The 26,785-nt window shown below is 68.3% G+C and carries 23 protein-coding genes; 15 read left to right on the top strand and 8 right to left on the bottom strand.

Annotated elements, in window-relative coordinates; genetic code table 11:
- Positions 1-137: 137 nt before the first annotated feature.
- Positions 138-1,475, top strand: a complete 1,338-nt coding sequence (locus ACZ5MC_RS06930; RefSeq protein ID WP_306599591.1) for a cyclic 2,3-diphosphoglycerate synthase — start codon at positions 138-140, stop codon at positions 1,473-1,475.
- Between the two features lie 196 nt (positions 1,476-1,671).
- The gene (locus ACZ5MC_RS06925) at positions 1,672-2,139 is read left to right on the top strand and encodes a nuclear transport factor 2 family protein (RefSeq protein ID WP_464517377.1); all 468 of its coding nucleotides are present in this window, start codon (positions 1,672-1,674) and stop codon (positions 2,137-2,139) included.
- Here the strand turns inward: ACZ5MC_RS06925 and ACZ5MC_RS06920 are convergent.
- Positions 2,129-3,373, bottom strand: a complete 1,245-nt coding sequence (locus ACZ5MC_RS06920; RefSeq protein ID WP_464517376.1) for a porin — start codon at positions 3,371-3,373, stop codon at positions 2,129-2,131. The two genes, ACZ5MC_RS06925 and ACZ5MC_RS06920, sit on opposite strands and share 11 nt — an antisense overlap.
- Positions 3,374-3,564: 191 nt before the next feature.
- Here ACZ5MC_RS06920 and ACZ5MC_RS06915 point away from each other — a divergent pair, with 191 nt between their 5' ends.
- The 4 genes from ACZ5MC_RS06915 (at position 3,565) to ACZ5MC_RS06900 (ending at position 7,342) form a co-directional block, all read left to right on the top strand.
- Complete coding sequence (locus ACZ5MC_RS06915; RefSeq protein WP_464517375.1) at positions 3,565-4,449, top strand: LysR family transcriptional regulator; 885 nt, start codon at positions 3,565-3,567, stop codon at positions 4,447-4,449.
- Positions 4,450-4,544: 95 nt separating this feature from the next.
- Positions 4,545-6,020 carry a UbiD family decarboxylase gene (locus ACZ5MC_RS06910; RefSeq protein WP_306599587.1) on the top strand — a complete coding sequence of 492 codons (1,476 nt, stop codon included), beginning with the start codon at positions 4,545-4,547 and terminating at the stop codon, positions 6,018-6,020.
- 34 nt (positions 6,021-6,054) lie between these two features.
- The gene (locus ACZ5MC_RS06905; protein WP_306599586.1) at positions 6,055-6,771 is read left to right on the top strand and encodes a DUF554 domain-containing protein; all 717 of its coding nucleotides are present in this window, start codon (positions 6,055-6,057) and stop codon (positions 6,769-6,771) included.
- A gap of 1 nt (position 6,772) precedes the next feature.
- Positions 6,773-7,342, top strand: coding sequence for a UbiX family flavin prenyltransferase (locus tag ACZ5MC_RS06900; RefSeq protein ID WP_306599585.1), 570 nt, complete (start codon positions 6,773-6,775; stop codon positions 7,340-7,342).
- Between the two features lie 100 nt (positions 7,343-7,442).
- On the opposite strand, the gene ACZ5MC_RS06895 is transcribed toward ACZ5MC_RS06900, so the two are convergent.
- From ACZ5MC_RS06895 to ACZ5MC_RS06885, 3 genes are read right to left on the bottom strand one after another with little or no spacing between them, the layout of a single operon-like run.
- Entirely contained in the window at positions 7,443-7,919 is a 477-nt protein-coding gene (locus ACZ5MC_RS06895; protein WP_464517374.1) for an N-acetyltransferase family protein, read from the bottom strand.
- Positions 7,919-8,455: a thioredoxin family protein gene (locus tag ACZ5MC_RS06890; RefSeq protein ID WP_306602315.1), complete on the bottom strand. Its 537-nt coding sequence runs from the start codon at positions 8,453-8,455 to the stop codon at positions 7,919-7,921. Before ACZ5MC_RS06890 ends, ACZ5MC_RS06895 begins: the two co-directional genes overlap by 1 nt.
- A 42-nt stretch (positions 8,456-8,497) precedes the next feature.
- Positions 8,498-10,216, bottom strand: coding sequence for an ATP-binding protein (locus tag ACZ5MC_RS06885; RefSeq protein WP_464517373.1), 1,719 nt, complete (start codon positions 10,214-10,216; stop codon positions 8,498-8,500).
- A gap of 287 nt (positions 10,217-10,503) precedes the next feature.
- Here ACZ5MC_RS06885 and ACZ5MC_RS06880 point away from each other — a divergent pair, with 287 nt between their 5' ends.
- Genes ACZ5MC_RS06880 through ACZ5MC_RS06865 form a run of 4 tightly spaced genes read left to right on the top strand, consistent with a single transcriptional unit; the run spans position 10,504 to position 14,487 of the window.
- Positions 10,504-11,625, top strand: coding sequence for a hydrogenase small subunit (locus ACZ5MC_RS06880; RefSeq protein WP_464517372.1), 1,122 nt, complete (start codon positions 10,504-10,506; stop codon positions 11,623-11,625).
- Positions 11,625-13,343, top strand: coding sequence for a nickel-dependent hydrogenase large subunit (locus tag ACZ5MC_RS06875; protein WP_464517371.1), 1,719 nt, complete (start codon positions 11,625-11,627; stop codon positions 13,341-13,343). The genes ACZ5MC_RS06880 and ACZ5MC_RS06875 overlap by 1 nt, the downstream gene beginning before the upstream one ends.
- A gap of 12 nt (positions 13,344-13,355) precedes the next feature.
- The gene (gene cybH, locus ACZ5MC_RS06870; RefSeq protein WP_306599580.1) at positions 13,356-14,039 is read left to right on the top strand and encodes a Ni/Fe-hydrogenase, b-type cytochrome subunit; all 684 of its coding nucleotides are present in this window, start codon (positions 13,356-13,358) and stop codon (positions 14,037-14,039) included.
- Complete coding sequence (locus tag ACZ5MC_RS06865) at positions 14,029-14,487, top strand: hydrogenase maturation protease (protein ID WP_464517370.1); 459 nt, start codon at positions 14,029-14,031, stop codon at positions 14,485-14,487. Before cybH ends, ACZ5MC_RS06865 begins: the two co-directional genes overlap by 11 nt.
- Here ACZ5MC_RS06865 and ACZ5MC_RS06860 read toward each other — a convergent pair.
- On the bottom strand, positions 14,480-15,298 hold the full coding sequence (locus ACZ5MC_RS06860; protein ID WP_306599578.1) for a hypothetical protein: 819 nt from the start codon (positions 15,296-15,298) through the stop codon (positions 14,480-14,482). The two genes, ACZ5MC_RS06865 and ACZ5MC_RS06860, sit on opposite strands and share 8 nt — an antisense overlap.
- A 207-nt stretch (positions 15,299-15,505) precedes the next feature.
- Here ACZ5MC_RS06860 and ACZ5MC_RS06855 point away from each other — a divergent pair, with 207 nt between their 5' ends.
- On the top strand, positions 15,506-16,297 hold the full coding sequence (locus tag ACZ5MC_RS06855; protein ID WP_306599577.1) for a sulfite exporter TauE/SafE family protein: 792 nt from the start codon (positions 15,506-15,508) through the stop codon (positions 16,295-16,297).
- A gap of 100 nt (positions 16,298-16,397) precedes the next feature.
- Here the strand turns inward: ACZ5MC_RS06855 and ACZ5MC_RS06850 are convergent, their stop codons facing one another.
- Positions 16,398-18,251 carry a hypothetical protein gene (locus ACZ5MC_RS06850; RefSeq protein WP_306599576.1) on the bottom strand — a complete coding sequence of 618 codons (1,854 nt, stop codon included), beginning with the start codon at positions 18,249-18,251 and terminating at the stop codon, positions 16,398-16,400.
- Positions 18,252-18,320: 69 nt separating this feature from the next.
- Here ACZ5MC_RS06850 and ACZ5MC_RS06845 point away from each other — a divergent pair, with 69 nt between their 5' ends.
- Positions 18,321-19,475: a hybrid sensor histidine kinase/response regulator gene (locus ACZ5MC_RS06845; protein ID WP_464517369.1), complete on the top strand. Its 1,155-nt coding sequence runs from the start codon at positions 18,321-18,323 to the stop codon at positions 19,473-19,475.
- Here ACZ5MC_RS06845 and ACZ5MC_RS06840 read toward each other — a convergent pair.
- Positions 19,447-20,643, bottom strand: a complete 1,197-nt coding sequence (locus tag ACZ5MC_RS06840) for an HDOD domain-containing protein (protein ID WP_464517368.1) — start codon at positions 20,641-20,643, stop codon at positions 19,447-19,449. The two genes, ACZ5MC_RS06845 and ACZ5MC_RS06840, sit on opposite strands and share 29 nt — an antisense overlap.
- 103 nt (positions 20,644-20,746) lie before the next feature.
- On the opposite strand from ACZ5MC_RS06840, the gene ACZ5MC_RS06835 reads away from it, so the two are divergent.
- From ACZ5MC_RS06835 to ACZ5MC_RS06825, 3 genes are read left to right on the top strand one after another with little or no spacing between them, the layout of a single operon-like run.
- The gene (locus tag ACZ5MC_RS06835; RefSeq protein ID WP_464517367.1) at positions 20,747-22,765 is read left to right on the top strand and encodes a PAS domain S-box protein; all 2,019 of its coding nucleotides are present in this window, start codon (positions 20,747-20,749) and stop codon (positions 22,763-22,765) included.
- Positions 22,758-23,861, top strand: a complete 1,104-nt coding sequence (locus ACZ5MC_RS06830) for a response regulator (protein ID WP_464517366.1) — start codon at positions 22,758-22,760, stop codon at positions 23,859-23,861. Before ACZ5MC_RS06835 ends, ACZ5MC_RS06830 begins: the two co-directional genes overlap by 8 nt.
- The gene (locus ACZ5MC_RS06825; RefSeq protein WP_464517365.1) at positions 23,858-25,009 is read left to right on the top strand and encodes an HD domain-containing phosphohydrolase; all 1,152 of its coding nucleotides are present in this window, start codon (positions 23,858-23,860) and stop codon (positions 25,007-25,009) included. Before ACZ5MC_RS06830 ends, ACZ5MC_RS06825 begins: the two co-directional genes overlap by 4 nt.
- Here ACZ5MC_RS06825 and ACZ5MC_RS06820 read toward each other — a convergent pair.
- The gene (locus ACZ5MC_RS06820; protein ID WP_306599570.1) at positions 24,995-26,632 is read right to left on the bottom strand and encodes a PAS domain-containing sensor histidine kinase; all 1,638 of its coding nucleotides are present in this window, start codon (positions 26,630-26,632) and stop codon (positions 24,995-24,997) included. The two genes, ACZ5MC_RS06825 and ACZ5MC_RS06820, sit on opposite strands and share 15 nt — an antisense overlap.
- Between the last annotated feature and the right edge of the window lie 153 nt (positions 26,633-26,785).

The raw sequence follows: 26,785 nt of genomic DNA, 5'->3' as shown, positions 1-26,785 counted from the left end.
CATGTATACCAAAAGTCACGATGCATGTGACAAACCGGTTTAAAGGGCTAACATTGCCGCATAACCATGGTCCCGAGACCATGACTACCCATTTCGGGTGTGTCGGTAATTCGGTCGACCCACAAAGGGAGAATTGAATGTCCACCCCGCGTCGTGTCGTCATCCTGGGAGCCGCAGGCCGCGACTTCCACAACTTCAACACCGTGTATCGCGACAACCCCGACTACCAGGTCGTCGCCTTCACCGCCACCCAGATCCCCGGGATCGACGAGCGGATCTACCCCGCCGTCCTGGCCGGGAAGCTCTATCCCGCCGGCATCCCCATCGTCCCCGAGCAGGAGCTGGAACAGATCGTCAAGCGCGACAAGCCCGACGTGGCCGTGTTCTCCTACTCCGACGTGACCCACGAGTACGTCGGCCACATGGCCAGCCGCTGCATCGCGCTGGGCCTGGACTTCGAGCTGCTGGGCGCCGACAAGACCATGATCAAGTCCAAGGTCCCCGTCATCGCCATCACCGCCGTGCGCACCGGCGCCGGCAAGAGCCAGACCACCCGCTACATCTCCAACATCCTCAAGGGCCTGGGCAAGAAGGTCGTGGCCATCCGCCACCCCATGCCCTACGGAGACCTCGCCAAGCAGGCCTGCCAGCGCTTCGCCACCTACAGCGATCTTGACCTGCACGAATGCACGATCGAGGAGCGGGAGGAGTACGAGCCCCATATCGACAACGGCTTCATCATCTACTCCGGCGTCGACTACGAGCAGATCATCCGCAGCGCCGAGAAGGAAGCCGACGTGATCCTGTGGGACGGCGGCAACAACGACCTGCCCTTCTACGCCTCGGACCTGCACATCGTCATCGCCGATCCCCTGCGCGCGGGCCACGAGTCCATCTACCACCCCGGCGAGGCCAACTTCCGCATGGCCCACGTCATCGTCATCAACAAGTGCGACTCCGCGAAGGAAGAGGACATCAAGTCCATCGAAGCCGCCGCGGCCCGCCTCAATCCCAAGGCCGTGGTCATCCGCGCCAACTCGCCCGTCACCTGCGAGAAGCCCGAGCTGGTCAAGGGCAGGAAGGCCCTCATCATCGAGGACGGCCCGACCCTCACCCACGGCTCCATGAGCTACGGCGCCGGCGTCGTCGCCGCCAAGGCCGTGGGCGTCGGCACCATCGTGGACCCCACCCCCTACGCCGTGAAGTCCATCGCCGCCACCTACGCCAAGTATCCCAACGCCAGGGGCATCCTCCCCGCCATGGGCTACGGGGCCGAGCAGGTCGCCGACCTCGAGCGGACCATCGAAGCCACCCCCTGCGACGTGGTCATCTCCGCCACGCCCATCGACATCACCCGCGTCCTGAAGGTCTCCAAGCCGATGGTGCGCGTGGCCTATCAGCTGGCCGAAGTGACCCCCGGACAGCTGGCCGTGCAGGTCAAGGCGGCGGTGGAAGCGGCCGTGGCCGCACACTGACACGAATGAACATGAAAAGAACGGGCACCTTCGGGTGCCCGTTTTTTTTTCTCCGCGTTGTTCGGGAAATGGACAAGTGCACCGGCCGGTTGTTCACAATCGATTTGACCCGTGCGCCTGCTTCTGAAATAAGCACGGGCTAATAAGCACTTTAGATATTGGAACAAGACCTGCATTACCGGACCAGGAGCTTCCCATGACCGATTCCTCCATCCGTGACCAGGTGCAGTGGCTCGTCGACCGCGCCCGCATCAGCGACCTGCTGTTCAGCTTCGCGTCCTGCCTGGACGCGAAGGACTACGAAGGCTATGCGGCCAACTTCGCGGAGGGCGGCTACGTGGAGCTTCCCGACCCCACCACCGGCGGCACGTTCCGCATGCCCAGGGAGCGCATGCCCGAGCTGATGCCCCACGGCCTCGCCAGGTATTCGGGCACCCACCACATCAGCACCAACCACCAGATCACGGTCGACGGCGACACCGCGGCATCCCGCTCCTGCCTCCAGGCCGTCCACGTGGGCGCCACGCCCTTCGAGCACTGGGACGGCGGCGGCTGGTACGACAGCACGTACCGCCGCACGCCCCAGGGCTGGAAGTTCGTGAGCGTCAAGCTGGGCATCCTCTGGCTGACCGGGACGCCCGAACGGATGGAACCTAGAACGTGATGAGCAGGCCCAGGCCCATGCCCGTGGTGTTCGCGCCCGGGGCGACGGTACCCACCGGCGGGAACTCGGCGAGGGTGCCGGAGCGGCCGTTGGTCATGCCGTAGTACGACGCGAACAGGTCCACGTTCTTGGCGATGGCGTAGGAATAGCCCGCGCTCCACTGGGTCCCTTCCAGCCCGTCCGTGGAGGCGGCGGCGCCGCCGTTGCGCTGGGCGGAACCGGCGCTGCCGCGGCCGAAAGCCGCCCACACCTGGTGCCTGCCGAGCTGCTGCTGGACCAGGGTGTACCAGTTGGTGCGCCTGTACTGGCGGAGGGCGCCGGCGGCGGTGTCGTCGGTGTCGTACGTGAGCTGCTCCACCACCGCGGAGACCTTGGTGCCGGTGCTGAAGGCGTAGGAAGCCACCAGTTCCTGCCCGGTGTCGGAAGAGGCCTTGTTCGTCAGGGTGGCGCCCGCGTTGCCGCCCAGCTGGGACAGGCCGAAGTAGTCGTTGTGCCGCTCGAACCCGTAGCTGACCTTCACGGGGCCCTGGGCATAGGTCACGAGGCCGGAAAGGATCGTGGGACTCACGGAGGGCGCGGCGGCGGTGGCGACGGTCTTCCCCTCGTCCACGGAGACGCCCACGCGGGCGGAGAAGCCGTTCCACACGGGGGACCAGTACTGGATGCTGTTGCCTTGCCGGCGGTTGAAGGCGGCATCGGCCTTGCCGTTGACGCGGCCGCTCTGGGTCGTGGTGCCGGGCACGTTGAAGCCGGGGTTGGCGGTGAGCGCGTTGTCGAAGGGGCTCAGGCCGCGCAGGGGGCCCACGGCCAGGAGGGGGAACTTGTAGGGCGTGTCCCAGTTGCCGTAGAACGCGGTGCCCCAGCTGCCCTTGAGGCCCACGGCGGAGTTGCGGCCCGCCAGGGTGTTGGGGGCGTCGCCGTCGGGGCTGATGGCGTTCTCGATCTGCCAGAACACCTGGAGGTCGTCGGCCACCTTCCACGCGCCCCGGAAGCCCAGGTTGGAGGTGCCGGAGGTGATGCGCAGGCGGGAGGGAAGGTCGATGCCCGTGTAGGCCGAACCCGGAACCTGGCTTGCGCCGCCCAGGGCGGGCGTGAGGCCCGCGGGCGTGGCGCCCGTGGTCCTCACGCTCTCCAGGAAGGGGAGGAGCGTGGCGTAGATCTGCACGTCGGCGGCCTGGGCGCAGGCGCCGATGGACGCCAGCGCGAGCAGGGACAGGGTTGGGTTGCGGCGCATGGGGGCGCTCCTCGGAAAGTGGGTGGACGTTTCCCCCGGCGGTACAGGCCGCGGCACGGGGACATTCGGAGATCGGGGCGCTTGCCCCGGAAGGAAAAAAATGGGTCACTATGGGAATACGCCCAGTCGGGGATGCGCCCTAATACCGTTTCGCACTGGGGACCATTGCAAGCCGATATGAGGGAAGCCCCATGGACACCAAGCGGCTCACGTACTACTGCACCATCGTCGAGCAGGGCCAGATCAGCCGCGCCGCGCGGCTCCTCAACATGTCCCAGCCCCCGCTGAGCCAGCGCCTCAAGGAACTGGAGGACGAGCTCGGCGTCCAGCTCATCATCCGCGAGGGCCACGCCTGGCAGGTGACGGAGTCCGGACGGATGCTCTACGAGCGGGCCCGGCAGGTCCTGGACCAGCTGGGCGACATCCCCTCCGAAGTCAAGAACGTGGCCGACGGGCTCTCGGGGACGATCCGCATCGGCACCTCCAGCGTGTGCGCGTCCCACTTCCTCAAGCTGCTGCCCGGGTTCAACGCGCGCTTTCCCAGGCTGAAGTTCAGCCTGCTCATCTCCGACAGCTCGGACCTGGCGACCCACGTGGAATCCAGGGAGCTGGACTTCGCGATCCTGCTCCTGCCCGTGCCGAGGGAAGGCAACACGGTGCGCCTGCTTCCCACGGGCAACCTCTGCGTGGTCATGCCGGCGGGGCTGGCACCCGCGGGCCTGCCCGCGCGGATCGGCGTCGAGCACCTGGCCGGGATCCCGCTGATCTGCATGCGGCGCTGGACCGGCGGAGGCACCTTCGAATTCCTGCTGAAGGCCTTCCAGGAGAAGGATATCGAACCCCGCATCATCCTGGATTCACCGGATGTGCGGACCCTGCTGGGCTGCCTTCTGCGGGGTCTGCAGGCCGCCGCCATCATCCCCGCCTCGGAGATCCCCGGGACGCTCGGGGACCGCTTCGAGATCCACCCCCTGGACCTGCCGGGCCTGACCCTGCACCCCGCGCTCATCCACCGCACGGACCGGTACCTGTCGCAGGCCATCCGCGACGTCATCGAGGCGATCGTGGCCGGGTAGCTCCATATCGAAGGACAATGGACCGCAGTTGGAAACGGTATTATCCGCGGGAAATCGTCTGCGGTCTGATGGGGAATCCTAAAAGGAGGACCCAGATGTCGCCAATAGAAACCGCCGTCACCGTCCACGATCTCCGCTCGGCCATCGAGCTCCTGGAGCAGCACGAGGGGCAGCTGCACCAGACCGACGTGGAAGTGGACCCCATCGCCGAGCTCTCCGGCGTCTACCGCTACATCGGCGCGGGCGGCACCGTCATGCGCCCCACCAAGCTCGGCCCCGCGATGCTCTTCAACAACATCAAGGGCTTTCCCGGCTCCCGCGTCTCCATCGGCATGCTCGCCGACCGCAGGCGCGTGGCCCTGCTCCTGGGCACGACCGTGGAGAAGGTGGGTTCCATCCTCTGCGACGCGCTCAACGCCCCCATCGTTCCCAAGGTCGTCAAGGCCGGCAGCGCCGTGTGCCAGGAAGTGGTCCACAAGGCCTCCGAACCCGGCTTCGACATCCGGACCCTCATCCCCGCCCCCACCAATACCCCCGAGGACGCCGGCCCCTTCATCACCATGGGCCTGTGCTACGGCAAGGATCCCGAGAACGGCCAGGAGGACGTGACCATCCACCGCCTCTGCATCCAGGGCAAGGACGAGATCTCCATGATGTTCGTCCCCGGCCGCCACCTGGACGCCTTCCGCATCAAGGCCGAGAAGGCCGGCCAGCCCCAGCCCATCTCCATCAGCATCGGCCTGGACCCCGCAGTGTACGTCGCCGCGTGCTTCGAGGCCCCCTCCACGCCCCTGGGCTTCAACGAGCTGGGCATCGCCGGCGCGCTGCGGGGCAAGGCCGTGGAAGTGGTCGAGTGCCTCACGGTGGACGCCAAGGCCATCGCCCACGCCGAGATCGTCATCGAGGGCTTCCTCCAGCCCGACGTGCGCGTCGTGGAGGACCAGAACAGCCACACCGGCAAGGCGATGCCCGAGTTCCCCGGCTACAACGGCCCCGCGCACCCGAGCCTGCCCGTCATCAAGGTCACGGCCGTCACCCACCGCGTCAATCCCATCATGCAGACCACCATCGGTCCCTCCGAGGAGCACGTGAACCTCGCGGGCATCCCCACCGAGGCCTCCATCAAGATGATGGTCGGCAAGGCCCTTCCCGGCTTCCTGCAGAACGTCTACGCGCACCCCTCGGGCGGCGGCAAGTACCTCGCCATCCTCCAGGTGAAGAAGGCCGTGCCCTTCGACGAGGGCCGCCAGCGCCAGGCCGCGCTCCTGGCCTTCTCGTCCTTCTCCGAGCTCAAGCACGTGATCCTCGTGGACGAGGACGTGGACCCCTTCGACACCAACGACGTGCTGTGGGCCATGACCACCCGCTTCCAGGCCGATGCCGACGTCATCGCCATCCCCGGCGTGCGCTGCCACCCCCTGGACCCCTCTCAGACCCCCGAGATGAGCCCCTCCATCCGCGGCAAGGGCATCACCACCAAGGCCATCTTCGACTGCACCGTCCCCTTCGAGCTCAAGGCGAGGTTCCAGCGCGCCCAGTTCATGGAAGTCGACTACAAGCGCTTCCTCTAGGCCGACCCGCAACCCACCTTCTTCCGGAGCACATATGATCGGTCCTTTCGTCAACGGCGCGTCCGTGGTCCTCGGCAGCCTCACCGGCGCCTCCATGGGCAACAAGATCAGCGAGAACCTGCGCACCAAGATGCCCCTGGTCTTCGGGGTGTCCTCCATGGGCCTGGGCATCGCCATGATCGTCAAGGTCAAGTTCCTCCCCGCGGTGATCCTGGCCCTCCTGGTGGGCACCGCCATCGGCGAGCTCCTCCACCTGGAGGACTACATCATGAAGCTCGCCAGCAAGACCCGCGGCTTCATCGACAAGTTCGCCAAGCCCGCCGAGGGCATCACCCACGAGGAGTTCCTCGGCAAGTTCGTGGCCATCCTGGTGCTCTTCTGCGCCAGCGGCACCGGCATCTTCGGGGCCATGAACGAGGGCATGACCGGGGACACCTCCCTGCTCATGGTGAAGTCCTTCCTGGACCTCTTCACCGCGGCCATCTTCGCCACGGCCCTGGGCTATTCCGTGGCCACCCTGGCGATCCCGCAGTTCGTCATCCAGGGCAGCCTCTTCCTGCTCGCCACCAAGATCCTGCCCATGACCACGCCCTTCATGATCGCGGACTTCTCCGCCTGCGGCGGCCTCATCATGGTCGCCACGGGCTTCCGCATCGCGGGCATCAAGCCCTTCTCGGTGGCGAACATGCTCCCGGCGCTCTTCATCGCCATGCCCATCAGCGCCCTGTGGGTGCGGTTCATGGTGCACTAGGATGACCGGTCCCAAGCGCCTCGTGGTGGGCATCAGCGGCGCCAGCTGCGCGAACCTGGCCATCCGGCTCCTGCACGCGATGCGGGAGCAGGATGGCTGGGAGACCGACCTGGTCACCACCGACGGCGCCCGCCGCACCCTGGAGCACGAGCTCCACCTGCCCCAGAGGGAGCTGGAGGCGCTGGCCACCCGCACCCACGACGTGAGGAACATCGGCGCCACCATCGCCAGCGGCACCTACCGCACCGAAGGCATGGTGGTCATCCCCTGCAGCATGAAGACGGTGGCCGGCATCGCCCACGGCTATTCCGAGAACCTCCTCCTGCGCGCCGCCGACGTGACCCTCAAGGAGCGCCGCAAGCTGGTTCTCATGGCCCGGGAGACGCCTCTCAGCGTCATCCACCTGAAGAACATGCTCGAACTGGCGAAGATGGGCGTCGTGATCATGCCGCCCGTCCTCACCTCCTACCACGGTCCCGCGTCCGTTGAGGACATGGAGGACCACCTGGTGGGCAAGGTGATGGCGGAGTTCGGCATGGAATACGCCCATTTCCGGAGATGGAAGGGCTGAACCGCCCTCCCTGCCTTCCTTGGCGGTCCTCGGCCCCTCGGCCACCTCGGCGATGCATTCCGCCGAGGTGGCCGAGGGGCCGAGGATCGCCGAGGAAGGGCTATTCCCTGGCCAGTCTTTCCAGTGCCTCGCCCTCGACCCGGCAGTGCAGCCATTCCCGCATCACCTTGGCTCCCTGGCGCTCGTAGAAGTCGATGGAGGGCTGGTTCCAGTCCAGGACGGCCCACATGTAGCGCGTGCAGCCCTTCTCGAGGGCGATGGCGGCGAGGCGCTTCAGGAGGGCCTTGCCGATCCCGTGGCCACGGAACCCGGGCCTCACGAAGAGGTCCTCCAGGTAGAGCGAAGGCTTCCCCTCCCAGGTGCTGAAGTTGTAGAACCACAGGGCGAAGCCGGCGGGGCGGCCCTCCCACTCGGCCAGGATCACCCAGGCGTAGGGGTGCTCCCCGAAGATCGCCCCGCGCATGTCGGCATCCGTGGCCACGGCCTTCTCGGGGGCCTTCTCGTACAGGGCCAGCTCCCGCACGTAGGCGAGGATGAGGGGGATGTCCCCGGGGGCGGCGGGACGCAGGGTGAGCATCACTTCACCGGCTTCGCGGCGTCCAGTTCGGCCGCGAGGATCTCCATCTCGGCCTGGGTCAGGCCGGGGGCGCCGTCCTTGAGCAGCGAGACGAAGGCCTGGATCTCCGCGGGGCTGCCGGGATAGCCGATGTTCTCGGCGGGGCCGCCGGCGATGGGGCGGATGGAGGTGGAGCGCGGCGCGCCCTTGCCGTCCAGCACCAGGTAGAAGGGGATCCCGGTCTTCACGCCGCCGGTCCAGGTGGCGTACAGCTCGGCGGCGCCGGGGTTGTCCAGCTCCTTCTTCGGTCCCCGCTCCTGGATGGTCAGCCACTGGGTGACGAAGTGGCGGTCCATGACCGCCTTCACCGCGGGGCGGGCCAGTACGGCCTCCAGGCGCCGGCACCAGCCGCACCAGGAGGCGTGGAAGGCCACCAGGACCGTCCGGCCCGCGGCCGCGGCCTGGGCCTCCTTGAGGAGCTCCTGGGCGGGGCGGGCCTGCGCGTGGAGGAGGGGGCTGGCCGCCAGGGCCACGAGAACGGCTGGGAGCAGGGGCATGCGGGGCACGGGGAGGTCCTTTCGAGGCTTCCCGATTCTAGCCTATCCGGCGGTGCGCGCGTCCAGGTGCGCCTGGAGGTCCCGGATGCCGAAGGGCTTGCCCAGCAGCGAGACGCCGGTGTGGGAGGCCACCAGGTCCAGGGCGTTCTGGTCCACCCTCCCCGTGACCAGGAGGACCGGGACGTCCGGCTCGATGAGGCGGAGACGCGGCAGGGTGGCCCCCCCGTCCAGTCCGGGCATGTTCATGTCCAGGAGCACCACGTCCGGGCGCAGGCCGGCTTCGAGCGTGGCAAGGGCCGCCTCGCCCCCTTCCGCGAGGGCGCAGGCGTGGCCCAGGGCCTCAAGGAGCGCCTCCAGGGACTCCCGCACCAGCTCGTCGTCGTCCACCACGAGCACCTTCAGGGGCCGCCGGGAGGGCCCGAGGGCCCCTGCCGCCGGCGCTCCGGGGAGGGCGGTCTCCAGGCCCGGAAGGCGCAGGCGCACCTGGGTGCCTCGTCCCGGCCGGCTCTGGATGTCCAGGCTCCCCTTGTGGGCCGCGAGGGTCGCGAAGGCGATGGAAAGGCCCAGCCCCGTGCCCTGCCCTTGGGGCTTGGTTGTGAAGAAGGGATCCATGGCCCGCGCCACGACGTCCGGAGGCATCCCGGTCCCCGTGTCGGCCACTTCGAGGATCACGGTCCCCTCCGGGCCGTTGAAGGTGCGGATCAGCAGGGAACCCCCGCCGGGCATGGCGTCCACGGCGTTGAGGCAGATGTTCATCAGGGCCAGCCCCAGGGCCGCCGGGTCCCCCCGGACCTGGCGGATGCCGTCGCCCAGATCGGTCTCGAGGATCACCCGCCGGAGGGTGGTCCTCTCCAGCAGTGCGATCTGCTCCCGGGCCAGGGCGTTCAGGTCCACGTCCCGCTCCTCCGGCACGCCCTTCCGGGCGAACCCCAGGAGGCCCTTGACCATGCTTCCGCCGCGTTCGCAGGCGAGGCGGATCGTCCCCATGTCCCGCGCCTGGTCCGAGCCCGGCAGCGCCCTGTGCTCGTACACCGAGGCCAGGCCCAGGATCGCGCCCAGGACGTTGTTCATGTCGTGGGCGATGCCTCCCGCGAGGCTGCCGAGGCTCTCCATCTTCTGCGCCTGGAACAGCCGGGCCCGGGACTCCGCCAGTTCCGCCTCGGCCCTCCGGCTGTCCTCCAGGGCCTGGCGCAGCCTCGCCTGCTCCCGCTCCAGCCCGCCCAGGACGTACCCGAGCATCAGGGAGCACACGAGGAGGGAGATGGCATAGCCCGTGGTGAGGTCCAGGAGCCGTCCGGAAGGCCAGCGGAAGGGGTAGGCCAGGTCCGGCCAGGCCCGCTCCGCCAGGAGCAGGGCCGTGACGTTGGCCACCAGCAGGGCGATGCCGGCATACCGGAAACGCCCCCTGAAGAACAGGACCAGTCCCAGCCCGGCCTCGAAGAAATGGAGCCCGACGCTGCCCTGGGAGCCGCCGTTGGGGAACCACAGCAGGTCGAGGCACGCCACGTAGGAGAACAGCATGGTCTTCTTAAGGTAGCGGCCCTGCCGCGCCTCCCAGTAGATGGCCAGGGACACCACGCCGAAGCACAGGCTCACCGCGTCCACCCACGGACCGAGGTCCTGGAAGAGGTCCAGGGGGATGACCACGAAGATCGAGACCAGGGCCGCGAGGAGGCAGAGCCCCTGGAAGAAGCGCTGCTCAAGGCCCAGGGTGCGGTCCGGGAGCAGGCGCTCTTTGAGGGACTCGAGGCGGGGGATCATCGGACGCCTTTCCGGCTGTCGGATCTTGATTGGGTTTATATGCCCAATCTTGATCTTCTCCCTGCGCGGAGGGGAAGGGGCGAGGGCGCGGAATTCCCCGGGACCTTCCGGCGGCACAGGGCCAGATTTGAATTAAATATAACAAATATTTGTGTTAACTAATTCACACCAAATGCGTGCTCTTTGTGTTGACTTCGCCACAGGTCGCACTACCATTCCTCGAGTTTCCACTTCTAATTGAATGATTTATAAGACCGGGTCTCAATCTCAACACCAGAGGAGGCTGCATGTCTGTTTCACGGGAATCCCTGTGGGAGACCATGAAGGAGAAGGGCTATAGCCGCCGGGAGTTCATGGAGTTCTGCGGATTCGCGGCCGTGGCGGCGGGACTGGGCACGCAGGCCACCGCGGCGGTGGCGGCCACCTTCGAGAAGAAGGGCCGGCCTCCGGTGGTGTGGCTCCACTTCCAGGAGTGCACCTGCTGCAGCGAGTCCTTCATCCGCGGCTCCCACCCGGTGGTGGCCGACGTGCTCCTGGACGCCATCTCCCTCGACTACACCCAGACCCTCCAGGCCGCCGCGGGCGCCGCGGCCGAGAAGTGCCTGCACGACACCATGAAGAACTATGCGGGCAAGTACATCCTTCTGGTGGAGGGCTCGGTGCCCACCGGCGCGGACGGGGCCTACTGCTGCATCGCCGGCGAGAGCGCCGAGGAGATCCTCAGGAAGGCCGCCCGGGACGCCGCGGCCATCATCGCCTGGGGCAACTGCGCCTCTTTCGGCTGCGTCCAGGCCGCAAAGCCCAACCCCACGAACGCCACGGCCATCTCCAGGCTGGTCGGAAAGCCCGTGATCAACGTCCCGGGATGCCCCCCGATCGCCGACGTCATGGCCGCGGTGGTGACCCACATCCTCATGTTCGGGCGCGGGCCCGAGCTGGACGCCCTGGGCCGCCCCAAGGAGTTCTACGGGCGCCGGGTGCACGACACCTGCTACCGCCGCCCCTACTATGACGCCGGACTCTTCGTGGACGCCTGGGACGACGAGGGCGCGCGCAAGGGCTACTGCCTGTTCCGCATGGGCTGCCGGGGTCCGGTGACCTACAACGCGTGCTCGGTGACCAGGTGGAACGGGGGCGTCAGCTACCCGATCCAGTCCGGCCACGGCTGCATCGGCTGCTCGGAGAACGGGTTCTGGGACAACGGCCCCTTCTACCGGCACCTGCCCAGCACGCCGGGCTTCGGCATCGAATCCACCGCCGACACCATCGGCCTGGGGCTGGGCATCGGCGTCGCGGTGGGGGTCGCGGCCCACGCCGTCACCACCAACATCCGGAAGCGCCCCCTCATCGCCGAGACGGTGAAGGAATCCTCTCCCGCGGGCCAGACTGAAGACGAAGGGGCCAAGTGATGAGCAAGCGCATCGTCATCGATCCTGTCACCCGCATCGAGGGCCACCTCCGCATCGAGGCGGTGGTGGAGAACGGCGTCGTCAAGGACGCCTTCAGCGCCGGCACCATGGTCCGGGGCATCGAGAAGATCCTCAAGGGCCGCGATCCCCGCGACGCCTGGGCCTTCACCGAGCGGGTCTGCGGCGTATGCACCACGGTCCACGCCCTGGCCAGCTGCCGGAGCGTCGAGGACGCCCTGGGCATCGAGGTTCCCAGGAACGCCGAGCTGGTGCGCAACCTCATGTTCTGCGCCCAGTTCGTCCAGGACCACGTGGTCCACTTCTACCACCTGCACGCGCTGGACTGGGTGGACGTGGTGAGCATGCTCAAGGCCGATCCCGTCGCGGCCTCGAAGATCGCACAGTCCCTGTCCGCCTGGCCCAGGTCCAACCCCGGCCACTTCGCCGCGGTGCAGACGCGCCTGAAGAAGTACGTGGAGAGCGGCCAGCTGGGGATCTTCGCCAACGGCTACTGGGGCCACAAGGCCTACAAGCTCCCGCCGGAAGTGAACCTCATCGCCGTGTCCCACTACCTGGACGCCCTCGAATGGCAGAAGGAGATTGTCAAGATCCACGCCATCTTCGGCGGCAAGAACCCCCACCCCAACTACCTGGTGGGCGGCGTCCCCTGCTCGTTCAACATCGACGAGGTCAACGCCATCAACACCGAACGCCTCAATCACGTGGCCAGCCTCATCAAGGACGCCATCACCTTCGTGGAACAGGTGTACGTGCCCGACCTCCTGGCCATCGCCGGCTTCTACAAGGACTGGGCCGCCATCGGCGGAGGGCTGGAGAACTACCTGGCCTACGGCGACCTGCCCACCCGGGGCATCCGGGACGTGGGCTCCTACCTGCTGCCCCGCGGCGCCATCCTGGGCCGCAACCTCAACGAGGTCCATGAGGTCAACGGCAAGGACGAGAAGGAGATCAGGGAATACATCTCCCACTCCTGGTACAAGTACGGCGGCGGCGACGAGATCGGCCTGCATCCCTTCAGGGGCGAGACCGAGTTCAACTACACCGGGCCCAAGCCGCCCTACGACCAGCTCAACGTCGAAGGGAAGTACTCCTGGCTGAAGACCCCGCGGTGGAAGGAGCACCCCATGGAAGTGGGTCCCCTGGCCCGCATGCTGGTGGCCTACGCCAAGGGGAACACGGACGTGAAGGAGCTGGTGGGCGTCGTGCTCGGCAAGCTCGACGTGCCCGTCACCGCCCTCTTCTCCACCCTGGGCCGCACCGCGGCGCGGGGCGTGGAGACCCAGATCGTGGCCCACTGGATGAAGGGCTTCTTCGACGAGCTGGTGGCCAACATCAGGAACGGCGAGGTGCGAACCCACACCCGCTACCACTGGGATCCCGACACCTGGCCCGCCGCGGCCGAGGGCGTCGGCCTCACCGAGGCGCCCCGCGGCGCCCTGGCCCACTGGATCAGCATCAAGGACAAGGCCATCGACAACTACCAGCTGGTCGTTCCCAGCACCTGGAACGCCTCCCCCCGCGACACCAAGGGGCAGCGGTCCTCCTACGAGGCCTCCCTCATCGGGACGCCCGTGGCCAACGTGGACCAGCCGGTGGAGATCCTCCGGACGATCCATTCCTTCGATCCCTGCCTGGCCTGCGCCGTGCACCTTTACGACCCCAGCGGCAAGCAGATCCACCAGGTGCAGTTCAACTGAGCGGAGGGGGACATGCACGCCACCAACGCCACCTACAAGCGGGTGTACGTGTGGGAGCTGCCCGTGAGGGCCTTCCACTGGATCAACGGTTTCGCCGTGACGGCCCTGGCCGTCACGGGCTACTTCATCGGCAACCCCATCCACGTGGGGTTCGCCCAGGAGGCCTCGGGCCAGTACTGGTTCGGCACCCTGCGCTTCGTGCACTTCGCCGCCGGCTACGTCTTCCTCATCAACTTCCTGGCCCGCATCTACTGGGGCTTCGTGGGCAACCGGTACGCCGACTGGCGGCAGTTCATCCCCACCTCCAGGAAGAACCTCGACGAGATCGTGGACGTGCTCAAGGTGGACGTCTTCCAGACCAAGCTCAAGGGGCCCGTCCACGTGGGGCACAACCGCCTGGCGGGGACCATCTACTTCGCCACCTTCTTCGCCTTCCTGTTCCAGGTGGCCACGGGGTTCGGGCTGTATGCCCCCATGAGCCGCTCCATCGTCGGAAAGGCCTTCGCCTGGGTCGTGCCCTTCATGGGCGGCGACCAGAACACGCGCCAGTGGCACCACGCCATGCTCTGGTTCTACGTGCTCTTCACCCTGGTGCACGTGTACCTGGTCTTCTACCACGACTACATCGAGGGGCGGGGCACCACCTCCTCCATGGTGGGCGGCTGGAAGTTCGAGAAGGACAACCGTGACGCCTGACCGGATCCTGGTGCTGGGCATCGGCAACACGCTCCTCGGCGACGAGGGGGCCGGGGTCCACGTGGTGCGCAGGCTCATGGAGGCCCCCGCCCCGCCCGGCGTCGAGTTCCTGGACGGGGGAACCGGCAGCCTGGTGCTGCTCGAGCCCATGCAGGACGCGCGCCGCATCATCCTCGTCGACGCCACCGCCGACGGCGGGCCCCCCGGCACCCTGCGGCGCCTGGCCCCGAAGTTCGCCAGCGACTTCCCCCCCAGCCTGGCCGCGCACGACATCGGCCTGAAGGACCTGCTGGACAGCTTCTACCTCATGGACCTGGGGGAGCCCGACGTGGTGCTCTTCACCCTCAGCATCGCCCTGCCCCAGGACATGACCGTGGACCTGAGCCCCGCCCTGGCGGAGGCCGTGCCCGGGGCGGCGGCGGCGGTGCTGGCCGAACTCGCTACCTAGGCGCCCAGAAGGCCGGGTCGCTGGCGATGGTGCTGGGCCCCGCGAAGGTGAGCTTCGGGTTGAAGGAGAAGATCTGGTTCTCCACGAACTGCACGCTGTCCCCGAAGACCTTGGAGAGGGCCTTGCGGCCGTCCTCCCCCATGACCTCCAGGAACGCCTTGTCGGCCGCGTCCGCGAGGTCCATGTCGCCCAGGGACTTCATGGGGCGCAGGATCACGAAGGTGGGCGAGGGCTGGCCCGCGACCACCTCGTAGGTGGCGAAGGAGAACGGATACCTGCTCTTGGCATACCCTTCCAGGGCCACCTTGAGGCCGTCCTCGAAGGGCCTGTTCTGGCCCTGCTTGACGCGGAAGGTGCGCACGCGCATGTACCGCATCTTGCCGATCTCCACGTCGGGTCCGAAGCTCAGGTCCTTGCGGCGGGCCCCCACGAAGGTGCGGGCGCCGCTGAGCAGCTCCCCGTCCTGTTCGGCGATCCTGGCGATCTCCTTCTTGAGGTCGGGGTTGGCGTCGAACTCGTTCTGGGCGCCGCCCCATTTCGCGAAGGAGCCGTAACCGGCGAGGAACCAGGCTTCCGAAGGGCCGGTCAAGGCCTCCATGCCCAGGTAATAGTTGGTCGATTTGCCTTTGATCATGGCTTGGGTCCAGGCGGCCTCGGTGGCTTCGTGGGCCGCTCCCTTCCCGGGCTTGACCTCCTCCCGGATGAATACCATCACCGGGGGCGGCGGCTGGGGGCCCGACTGAGCCATCAGCGCGGGTGCGATGAGAAGAGCGAACGTGGGGACATGCGCAGAGAGGGAACGAAGGTTCATGGTTGCCCACCTCCAGAGGGCGGGGTCGATCGTAGCCGCGGATGGAGATCATCCATAGAAAATTAATGTTGTAACATGAAAGTTTATTCGTTTTTTTCCATATGATTCCAACGTATCACGAGGTCTTGACAGCGCCCCATCCCGGATCGCCCCTTGAGCTCCCGCCCCACCCTGGATTACGGCGCCGACTGCCTCTAGTCTCATGGGATGACCCATCTCTGGCGTGAACTTACCGTTCTGGCCGCGGCCTTCGCCGCGGGCACCATCAATTCCATCGCGGGAGGAGGCACGCTCATCTCCTTCCCCGCCCTGCTGGGCATCGGCCTCACGGGGCAGCAGGCCAACGTCACCAGCACCCTGGCCCTGTGGCCCGGGTCCATCGGCGGGTTCGTGGGCCACCGGGAGGACCTGAAGGGGACCCGGCGCTTCGCCCTGCGCCTGGTGCCCCCGTCGCTGGGCGGCGCCGCGCTGGGCGCGTGGCTCATGCTGGCGACCCCCGCCAAGACCTTCGACCTGCTCATCCCCTGGCTGATCCTCACCGCCACCCTCCTGATGGCCGCCAACGACTCCATCTCCAAGGCCCTCGGGCACGTGCACGGCGGCGAGCGGAGCCGGACCTGGTGGATGGGCGCCATCTTCTTCCAGTTCCTGGTGGGCATCTACGGGGGCTTCTTCGGCGCGGGCATCGGCATCCTCATGCTCGCGGCCCTGAGCCTGCTGGGCCTCACGGACATCCACCAGATGAACGGCCTCAAGAACTTCCTGGCCCTGTCCATCAACGGCGTGGCCATCCTGCTGTTCCTGGGCGCGGAAGTCTTCTTCCACGGCCGCAACGTGGTGTGGGGCACCGCCGGCCTCATGGCGATCGCGGCCATGGGCGGAGGGTTCTTCGGATCCCACATGGCCCACCGGGTGGGGCGGAAGACCGTGCGCGCCATCGTCGTGGGGGTGGGGTTCATCCTGACGGCATGGTACTTCTACAAGATCCACGGCATTTGAAGCACATGAGTTGAAGTAGGGCCCGTTGGGGTTCGGGAATCATCCCCTTTCATTTCCCGGCGAACCTCGGCCCGCCGAGGAGAAGAAGGAACGGGTTCCCTTAGCGCGGGGGGCCCAGGAACGTCCACGGGTCCTTCAGGAACTCCCGGCCCAGCCAGCTCAGTTCATGGAAGCCCGTCACCCCGCGGGCCCTCATGGCCGTCTTCAGGGCCAGGTGGAACGACACCCCGAAATTGCACACCCCGATGATGACGATGCTGAGGAGCCCCCAGGCGATGTCCCCCCAGCGCGGCACGTCCTCCACGGCGCAGAGGGCCAGGGACGCGGCGTTGAGGGTCACGTGGCGAACCTCCACGGGCAGGCCCGCGAAGGCGAAGGCCACGGGGAGGAAGCCCAGGAGGAGGCCCAGGGCCACGTAGCCCGCCACGCCGCTGAAGTGGTGCTCCACCTGCCTGCCCAGGGCCTCGGCCCGGGCGGGGCCCAGCCAGAGACGGAGGCGGCGGTGCGTCGCCACGGCCTCGGGCAGGCGGCGGAATGCGCTCCAGTTGGCGGCCCAGCCCGCGGCCAGGCTGGACATCCAGAGGAGGACCCCGGTGAGCATGGCGAAGGGGATGGTCCAGGAGCGGAAGGGGTGGAGTCCGTGGAGGCTGTGGGCGGCGGTGGCCGGATCCACGAAGGGCCGGCCCAGGGCCCAGCGCCACGCCAGGGCCAGGGCGAGGGTCGCGGGGATCGCCACCAGGACGTTGCCGGCGGTGGCCATGACCTGGCTGCGGGTGATCCCGGCCACGAGGTCCTTGAGGCCGGCCCGGGAGCGGCTGTCCTCCAGGGCGCCGGCGAGGCTCGCGGCGGTCATGGCGGGCTGCTTGGAAGCGAGGGTCAGGCCCAGGAACTGCATGGCCACGAAGCTGAGGGTGTAGTTGGCGGCGAAGCCCAGGCCGCCCACCAGGGGCGCCAGGGCGGCCGCGGCCAGGGCGTACTTGAAGAGCGCGGTGAAGGCCGTCAGCGCGCCGCCCCCGGCCGCGGACCAGAACGTGCTCGCCCACTCCCCGCGGGACTCGGCGATGTAGTGCTCTCCGGTGCGCCCGGTGTGCTCCACGACCTTCCGGGCCATGAGCCTGACGCTGCCCTTGACCAGCGTGCCCAGGCGCCGGCCCCGGGCCTTGCTCCGGATCAGCTCGGCGGCGAACGCCCGGCCGCCGAGCCTGCCCTGGATGACGTCCACCAGCTTGCCGCAGCGCTCCAGGTAGGCCTCCAGGAGATCCAGGCGGTACACCAGCTCCGAGCTGGTCCCGTGGGTCTCGAGGTGCTCCAGGGCCCTGGCCATGCGCGCGCGGCAGTCCTCCAGGAGCGCGGCCCATCCCGGATCCCCGCCCACGCGCAGGGCCGCGGCGGCCTCGGGGAGCCTGGCGAAGGGCGAGTCCAGTTCGCGTTCCTGGGGGCCCAGGCCCAGCAGGTCGCGGGCCAGGCCCAGGGCCGCGGCCCGGTAGGCCAGGAGCTGGACGGCGTCCCAGCGGGCCTCGGCAGGCACGGACAGGAGCCCGTCCCAGAGGCCGTCCCCCTCCGGCAGGGCCTCGACCCAGTCCCCGTCGGCCTCGTCGAGCTCCAGGCGGTGAAGGAGCGCGGAGAGGTCATTCTCGGGATCCAGGCTGGGCACGAACCGGTCGACCAGGAGCTCCACCGCCTCGCGGAGGAAGGAACCATGGGTGGGCAGGCCCGCATCGGCCAGGAGGCCGACAGCGCTGGTATGGCTCCAGACCGCCTGGATTCGGGCCTTCCACTCAGGGCCCGAGGGGCGGAGTTCGAGGTGTTCCTGGAGCTCCTGCAGCCGGCGGAACCGGGCGGAGGTGAGGCCGCCTTCCGGGTCCCCGTCCATCACCCACCTCAGCAGCCCCTCGAACCAGGCCTCGTCGGGGACGGGAGCGGCGAGCACCTTCGTCAGGAGTATCGAGGCCATCAATCATCCTCTCTGGGCGCGCCCTTCATGGCCGTTCATGACATGATGTGGGACGCTTCGGAGAATACCATGCCGCCGGAATGGGGTTCGCGGGAAACCATCCTCGTGGTGGACGATGACCGGGCCGTCAGCGCCGCCCTCAAGCGCCAGCTGGGCCGCGGCGGCTACATCGTCCACTGCGTCGGGGACGGTGCCGCCGCGCTGGCCTTCGCGCAGGGCGGCACGGTCGATCTGGTCATCCTGGACCTCGTCATGCCGGGCATGAGCGGCATCGAGACCTGCCGGGCCCTGCGGCTCCTGCCGGGATGGGGCGAGATCCCCGTCCTGGTCCTCACGGGCTCCTACGACGAGAAGCTCTATGCCGAGGCCCTGGACTGCGGCGCCGACGACTTCCTCACCAAGCCCGTTCGCACGGAGGAACTGCAGCTGCGCGTGAAGTCCCTCATCCGCATCCGGGGGCTGATGACGGACCTGCGCACCAGCGTGGCCACCATCGGGGCGCAGAACGAGATCATCCTCCGGACCCGCGAGGAGCGGGAGAGGCTCCAGGCCTTCCTCCTCCACGACCTCAAGAACCCCATCGCCGGAATCCTCCTGCAGGCGGAGATGATGGTCACCCAGGAGACCCGGCCCGCCGCGGCCTGGACCCGGGTCCTCACGGGCGCCGAGCACCTCCTGCGGCTGGTCACCTCCTGGATGGACCACATCAAGGCCGAGCACACCGGGATCCGGCCCTCCCTCGCCGAGGTGCCGCTCCGGCCCTTCCTGGAGGGGATCCTGGCCCGCCACGACCTCTGGCTGAAGGTGCGGAAGATCCACGGCGTGGTCGAGGTGGAGGACACGGATCTCCACCACCCCATGGACCCGGTCCTCATGGACCGGGTGCTGGGCAACCTCCTGGACAACTGCCTGCGCTACTCCCCCGACGGCGGAACCCTCCTCCTGGGCGCCGGGCGCCACGAGGGCGACGGGCTCCACCTGTACGTGTCCGACCAGGGCCCCGGGGTTCCCGAGGCGATGCGCGAGGGGATGTTCGACCTCTACGTCCAGCTGGAGACCTCCGCCTCCCACGCCCACAACCGCCACAACCGCGGCCTGGGCCTGGCCTTCTGCAAGGCGGCGGTCGACTCCCACGGGGGCCGCATCTGGGTGGACGACAATCCCGGCGGCGGCAGCCGCTTCAACATCGTGCTCCCTATTCCTCGCCCAGCCGGTCCAGGATGAGCTTCCAGGCCTCGTACCTGGGTCCCACGGCATCCTCGAGGGTTCCCGGGTCCCAGACCCTCTGGACGCCGAACACCTTGCAGTCGCCGACGGCCGTGGAGAGCGTCTCGGCCGCGTGGACGACGCGTTCGGGCGTCATCCCGATGGACGGGCGCGGGCAGTGATGGTGGGCCACGGCCTCCACGACGGCTCCGGGCAGACCCCATAGACCCAGGAGGTGCGCCCCCGCTTCGCCGTGGTGGACTCCCAGCACCTCCATTTCCGCATCGAGGATCTCCATGGAGCTCGTGGCGAGGAGCCCGGCGATCCGGTGGTACTCGGAGGGGAACCCCGAAGCCAGCAGGAGCAGGCCGACGTCGTGGAGGAGGCCCCCCGTGAAGCAGTCCGCCTCCAGTTCACGGCCCAGGCCCTCCAGCCTGGCGATCTCCCGGGAGGCCGCGGCCAGCTGGAGGCTGTGCTGCCAGAGGTGGGCGCCGTTGAAGGCCTGCGGCAGCGCGCGCACCTGACTGAAGATTCCGTGGACCAGGGCCAGCGACTTGAGGGTGTCGACCCCCAGGAAGGACACCGCCTCGGCCGGGTCCGAGACCCGCTGGCGCAGGCCGAAATAGGCGGAATTGACCAGCTTGAGGATGTTGCCGGTCATCCCCGGGTCCTTCTGCACCACCCTGCCCAGGTCCTCCACGGTCGTGGCCTCGATGGCCAGGAGGGCCAGGATCTCCTGGTAGGCGGCAGGCAGGACCGGGAGGTGGGCGATCCCGCCGAGGACCCGGCGGATCTCCTCGCTGCGCAGGCGGCCTCCGATCTCGCTGGCGGCCTGGATCACGGTGCGCAGGATGCCGGGGTCGCAGGGCTTGGAGATGAACTGGTGGGCCGCGCCTTCCACCTGGAGGATCAGGTCGGAATCCGCCTGGCCCGAGAGCAACAGCCGGATCGTGCCCGGATGGAGCCGCATGACGCGGTTGAGGAATTCGGCTCCATTCATGCCCGGCATGCGCATGTCCGCGACCACCACGTCGAAGGGGGACCGGGCCAGTTCCTCCAGGCCCTCGGCGCCGCTGGTGACGAAGACCATGTCCCACTCGGCCCGCATGTTCCGCAGGAGCCGCTGGAGCCCCTGCAATACGAGCGGTTCATCATCAACAAACAGTATCCGGGTCCTGACGGCCATGGCTGCTTCGCGATCCTCTCTACCTTATCGTGCGGATTTCCTTGGCCCTGAATTTCATTCCCGGGCGGAAGTGGACGATACCATCTAGCAGGTCCCGCCCAAGATGCCCGAAACCCCCCTGGAAGCGCCCCAGCCCCGAACCCTCCTGATCATCGAGGACGACCCTCTGTTTTCGGGCACCCTGGCCGACCTCGCCGCGGCGGGGCTGCCGGGGACGGCCGCCTCCAGCGCCGCGACCCTCGGGGAGGGCCTGCGGAGGCTCCGGGGCGGCGGCATCGACCTGGTGGTCCTGGGCGCAGGCCTGGGTGGCGGTCCGGGCCTTCCCGCCCTGGACATGATCTGGCGGGACGGCGGGGACCTCGCCATCGTCCTCGTGGCGAAGGACGGCGCCGACACGATGGCCCGCCTCGCCATCCGGAGGGGTGCCGAGGACTTCCTGGCTCCGCCGGACCTCTCACCCGGGCGCTTGGCCCACTGCCTCCTCAGCGCCTTCGAACGCAACGCGCGCAAGCGGGAATCGGAGCAGCGCCTGCGCGAGAACGAGGAGATGTTCCGGGTGATCTCCGAGAACGCCGGCGACCTGGTGGCCCTGCTGGACCAGAGTGGCCGGCGGCTCTTCCAGAACTTCGCCCATGCCCGGACCCTGGGCTTCACCATGGAGGAACTCAACGAGTTCCCCCCCATGTTCCTGTTCCATCCCGAGGACCGGGACCGGCTCCAGGCCGAGCTGGCCGCGCTGTTCCAGGGCGGGCGCGAGGACACCACCGAGTTCCGCCTGCTCCACAAGGACGGAACGTGGCGCCATTTCGAGGGCCGGGCGGCGATCGTGCGCGGCAGGACCGCCTCCGGGGACCTGGCCATCATCGTCTCCCGGGACATCACGGCACGGGTGAAGGCGGACACGGAGCTGCTGAAGGCCCACGCCATCAAGAACCTCATCCTCGAGAACTCCACCCTGGGCATCGCCTTCGTGCGCGACCGCGTCTTCGAATGGGTCAACTCCCGGCTGGCGGAGATCCTGGGGCGGCCCCTGGCCCAGCTCCTGGGCGCCCCCACCCGGATCCTCTACCCCGACGGCGCCTCCTACGACGAGATGGCCCGCTCCACCTACGACGCCATGCAGCGCGGGGAGCGCGCCGACGTCACCTGGCAGCTCCTGCGGGGCGACGGCTCCCTGTTCTGGTGCCGGATGATCGGGAGGCCCCTGAACCCCGCCATACCCCACGAAGGGTCGGTGTGGCTGATGGAGGACACCACCGAGAACCGAAAGATCGAACAGGCGCGCCTCTCCCTGGAAGTCCAGCTGCGCCACGCGCAGAAGCTGGAGGCCATCGGCCAGCTGGCGGCGGGCATCGCCCACGAGATCAACACGCCCACCCAGTACATCGGCGACAACACCAAGTTCCTCGCCGAGGCCTTCCAGGACCTGCTCAGGGTGGTGGAAGGGCTGGAGGAGGCCCTCCCGGAGCCTGCGGGTCCCCTGGCTCGGATCCTGGAGGAGGTGGACCTGCCCTACCTCAAGGAGGAGATCCCCAGGGCCATCGAACAGTCCGCGGAAGGCATCGCCCGGGTCACCCGGATCGTCAAGGCCATGAAGGACTTCTCCCACCCCGGCAGCGAGGAACCGGTGGATGTGGACCTCAACCGCTCCATCGAGAGCACCATCACCGTCTCCCGCAACGAATGGAAGTACGTGGCCAACCTCGTCCTGGAGCTGGATCCCAACCTCCCGCCGGTGCTCTGCTATCCCAACGAGATCAACCAGGCCGTCCTCAACCTCGTGGTCAACGCGGCCCACGCCATCAGCGACGCGCAGAGCGCCGATCCCGAGACCAAGGGGACCATCACCGTCTCCACCGCCCTGGACGCGGGCATGGCCGAGATCCGGGTGCGGGACACCGGCACGGGCATCCCCGAACACGTGAGGCCGAGGATCTTCGATCCCTTCTTCACCACCAAGGAGGTCGGGAGGGGCACCGGCCAGGGCCTGGCCATCGTCCACACCGTGATCGTGGAGCGCCACAAGGGCACCGTGGCCTTCGAGACGGAGACCGGGTCGGGGTCCGTGTTCATCCTGCGGGTACCCGTCACCCGGGACCGGGAAGGGGGGCGCCTTGGCTAGGCTTCGCATCCTGCTGGTGGACGACCAGCAGCTGATCCTGCTGGGCCTCGAGCGCATGCTGCGCCGCATGCGCAACCTCTGGGAGGTCGTCGTCGCGGAGTCCGGCCGCAAGGCCCGGGAGCTCCTGGAGGTCCAGCCCTTCGACGTGCTGGTCACGGACCTCAACATGCCGGGCTACAGCGGCGTGCAGCTCATGGAATGGAGCCTGGAGCACCGGCCGGAGATGGTCCGCATCGTGCTCTCGGGGCACCAGGACACCGCCATGCTCCACGGCGCGGCGCGGTACGCCCACCGCTTCCTCACCAAGCCCAGCGAGCCGGGCCTCCTGCTGGCGGCCCTCGTCCAGGTGTCCGAGGTCAAGGACCTCGGACAGGGCGAGATGGACCTGCTTCCGGTGGTGGCCGGCATGGGCCAGCTGCCGGGAAGCCCCGTGACCTCCCACCGGGTCCGCGCGTTCCTGGACGATCCCGCCGCCCAGCCTGTGGCCCTGAGGGGCCTGGTCTGCCGGGATCCCGGACTGGCCGCCAAGGCCCTGAAGCTGGTCAATTCGGCCTTCTACGGACCGCCCAGGCCCACGGTGGACCCCTGGGAGGCCGTGCAGCTCCTGGGCCGGGAGGAGCTGGCGGATCTCGTAATGGGTCCCGCGGCCCCCGAGGCTGAGGCCCGGCTCAGGCCCCTGCGCGAGGCCCACCTCCGCATCGCCCGGCTCGCCCTCGCCATCGCGCGGGCGGAGGGGGCCCCGGAGCCGGTCCAGGATCTCGCCTACGCCGGGGGCCTCCTTTCGGCCGCGGGCCCCATGATCCTGGCCCTGGCCCGGCCCGGGACGGAGGACCGGGACGAACGCCGGGTCTTCGGCGCCGAAGCCCCCGAGGTCTCCAGGCTCTACCTGACCCTCATGGGCCTTCCGGCCCCCCTGCTGGACCTCGTCGGCAACCTGCGCTCCCCGTCCAGGGCCCGGCTCGCCGATCCCCTGGCCATGGCGGCGGTGCACGTGGCGGCGGGCCTCCAGGACGGCGAGTTCCTCGCCGGAGCAGGCCTCCAGGACCGCGTCCCCGCCTGGCTCACCCTCGAACCCGCAGAAAAGGACACCCCATGAGCCCCAAGGTCCTCCTGGTCGATGACGACCCCAACATCCTGGCCGCCTACACCCGGACGCTGCGCAAGCGCTTCCAGTTCGACACCGCCCAGGGCGGCGACGAGGCCCTGGCCTGCATGCGCGACAACGACCCCTACGGGGTGATCCTCTCCGACATGCGCATGCCCGGCATGGACGGCATCCAGTTCCTCTCCCGGGCCAAGGAGCTGTCCCCGGATTCCGTGCGCATCATGCTCACCGGCAACGCCGACCAGAACACGGCCATCGAGGCCGTCAACCAGGGGAACATCTTCCGCTTCCTCACCAAGCCCTGCGACCCGGACACCCTGGCCCTCTCGCTGGAGGCCGGACTCAAGCAGTACCAGCTGGTGACCGCCGAGCGGGAGCTGGTGGAGGGCACCCTCAAGGGCAGCCTCGCCCTCCTGGTGGACCTGCTCTCGATCGCCGACCCCGTGGCCTTCGCGCGGTCCCAGCACCTGGCCCCCCTGGCCCAGAGGATCGCCAAGGTCCTGGAGCTGGAGTCCACCTGGGTGGTGACGGTCGCGTCCATGCTCAGCCAGATCGGCGCGCTCACCGTCCCCCCCTCCGTCATGGCCAAGGTGCGCTCCGGCGGCCTGATCACCACCCACGAGCGCGAGACCGTCACCCGCCTCCCGGAGATCAGCTCGGGCCTCATCCGCCACATCCCGCGCATGGAGGAGGTCGCCCAGGCCATCCTCTTCATGAACAAGAACTACAACGGCTCCGGGTTCCCCCTCATCCACGTCCGGGAGGACGAGATCCCCCTGGGCGGCCGCATCCTGAAGGTCGCCTCGGACTTCCTCGACCTGGAGGAGAAGCGGGGCAACGCTCAGTCCGCGCTGGCCGAGATGAGCCAGACCTCCCTCTTCTACGACCCGAAAGTCCTCCAGGCCCTGGCCCGGACCCTGGAGATGCCCGACGAGGCGCTGGCCGAGGACAAGGACCTGCCCCACCTCGCCACCCACGACACCGTCCAGCCCGGACAGGTCCTCGTGGAAGGCGTCGAGACGAGGGAGGGGATCCTGGTCTATCCCCCCCTCACCCGCGTCGGGGAGAGCCACCTGGAGCGCCTGAAGAACTTCGCCCGGCTCGTGGGCCTGAAGGAGCCCTTCCTAGTCCTTGGCTGAAAGGGGCAGGCGCACCGTGAAGGTGGTGCCCTTCCCTTCCTCGGACTCGAAGCCCACCGTCCCTCCGTGCTTGGCCGCGACGGAGTGGACGATGGCCAGCCCCTGGCCGGTGCCCTTGCCCACGGCCTTGGTGGTGAAGAAGGGGAGGAACACCTGGTCCCGGATCAGCTTCGGGATGCCCGTGCCGGTGTCCTCCACCTGGAGCACCGCCCAGTCGCCTTCCTGGAACGTGCGCACCCGGATCGCGCCCTTGCCTCCCGAGCCGCCCAGGGCCGCCTCGATGGCGTGGGCCGCGTTGATGATCAGGTTCAGGATCATCTGGTTCACCTCGCCGGGGTAGCAGGTGATCTTCGGCAGGTCCGGGGCGAGGTCGGTCTCCAGGACGGCGACGTACTTCCACTCGTTGCGGGCCACGATGCAGGTGGTCTCGACGCACTGGTTGAAGTCCACCGCCACCCGCCCCGCCACGCCCGGGTGGCTGAAGATCTTCATGGCCTTGACGATGCTCGACACCCGCGTGAGGCCCTCCAGGGACTGCTGGATGGCCCGGGGGACCTCGCCCAGGAGGTAGTCCAGGTCCTCCCGCTGGATCAGTTCGCGGATGCCCGCGGCCCGGGCAGCCAGGGCCGCGTCCTTGGCCGCCGCGTCCAGGAGTCCCCCCTGCTCCCTGAGGATCTCGGCGAGGCTGTTGAAGGCCTCCTCCAGGAACCGGACGTTGTCGCTGATGTACTGGGTGGGGGTGTTGATCTCGTGGGCGATGCCCGCCGCCAGCTGGCCCACGGCCTCCAGCTTCTGGGCCTGGCGAAGCTGGACCTCCATGGAGGCCCGCTCCAGCTCGGCCTGCTTGCGGCTGGTGACGTCGCGGGAGATGAGCAGCACCGTCTCGCTGCTGGCCGAGGCCGTCTCCACCACCGCCGCCCGGCCCTCGAAGATGCTCCAGGTGCCGTTCCGGTGGAGGATGCGGTATTCGAAAAAGGGACTGAGCCCCGACTTGAAGGCGTCCCGGATGTGCTTGAGGTAGCCGGCGGCGTCCCCGGGGTGGATGAGCTCCTCCAGCCGCAGCGCCTTCCACTCGGGCTCCGAGTAGCCCAGGACCTTCGGGTGGGAATGGCTCGTGAAGACCACCTTCCCGTCGGTGTCCAGCACCGAGATGAGGTCCAGGGCGTGCTCGGTGGTCGCCTTGAACAGGGTCTCGGCCCTGCGCAGGCGCTGCATGACCACCATGCGTTCGGTGAGGTCGGTGTGGTGGAAGGCCACCATGCCCCCCGAGCGCACCGCAAGGACCCCGAACCACTGGGTGGCGTCCCCCTTGAGGGGAAATTCCAGGCGCAGGCGGGGCACCTTGCCCTTGAGCACGGCCAGGAGGCCCAGGGCCACGATGGAGAGGTTGCCGTCGGCCGACCCCGTCACCTTCTGCACCGCCGCGCCGTAGTCGTTCCCCGGGCCCAGGCCGGCCACGAAGGGGTTGGCCCCCTCGTAGGCGGTCCAGGAGCGGTTGACGACGGTGATCACCCCGGCGGGATCCACCAGGGCGGACCAGGAATCGAGGGAATCCAGCAGCGCCTCCAGCGCGCCGGGAACGGCGTTGCCAGGGGTTTCAGGAAGGCCGGGCCGGGTATCCATGAGCCATTGTCAGGCCGGACAAGGTTCCGGTCCATGCCGCTTCGCCGGATTTCAAGCATCCCCTGGCACGGGATCCGGCCAAAAAGGGAGCAACCGGATGGTTGCCCCCCTTTCCGCGGGACGGACATTTTTTAGCACAATTTGCTATATTTT

The sequence above is a fragment of the Mesoterricola sp. JemC181 genome, from assembly GCF_055384585.1.
This window is presented reverse-complemented; position numbering and strand designations above follow the sequence as displayed.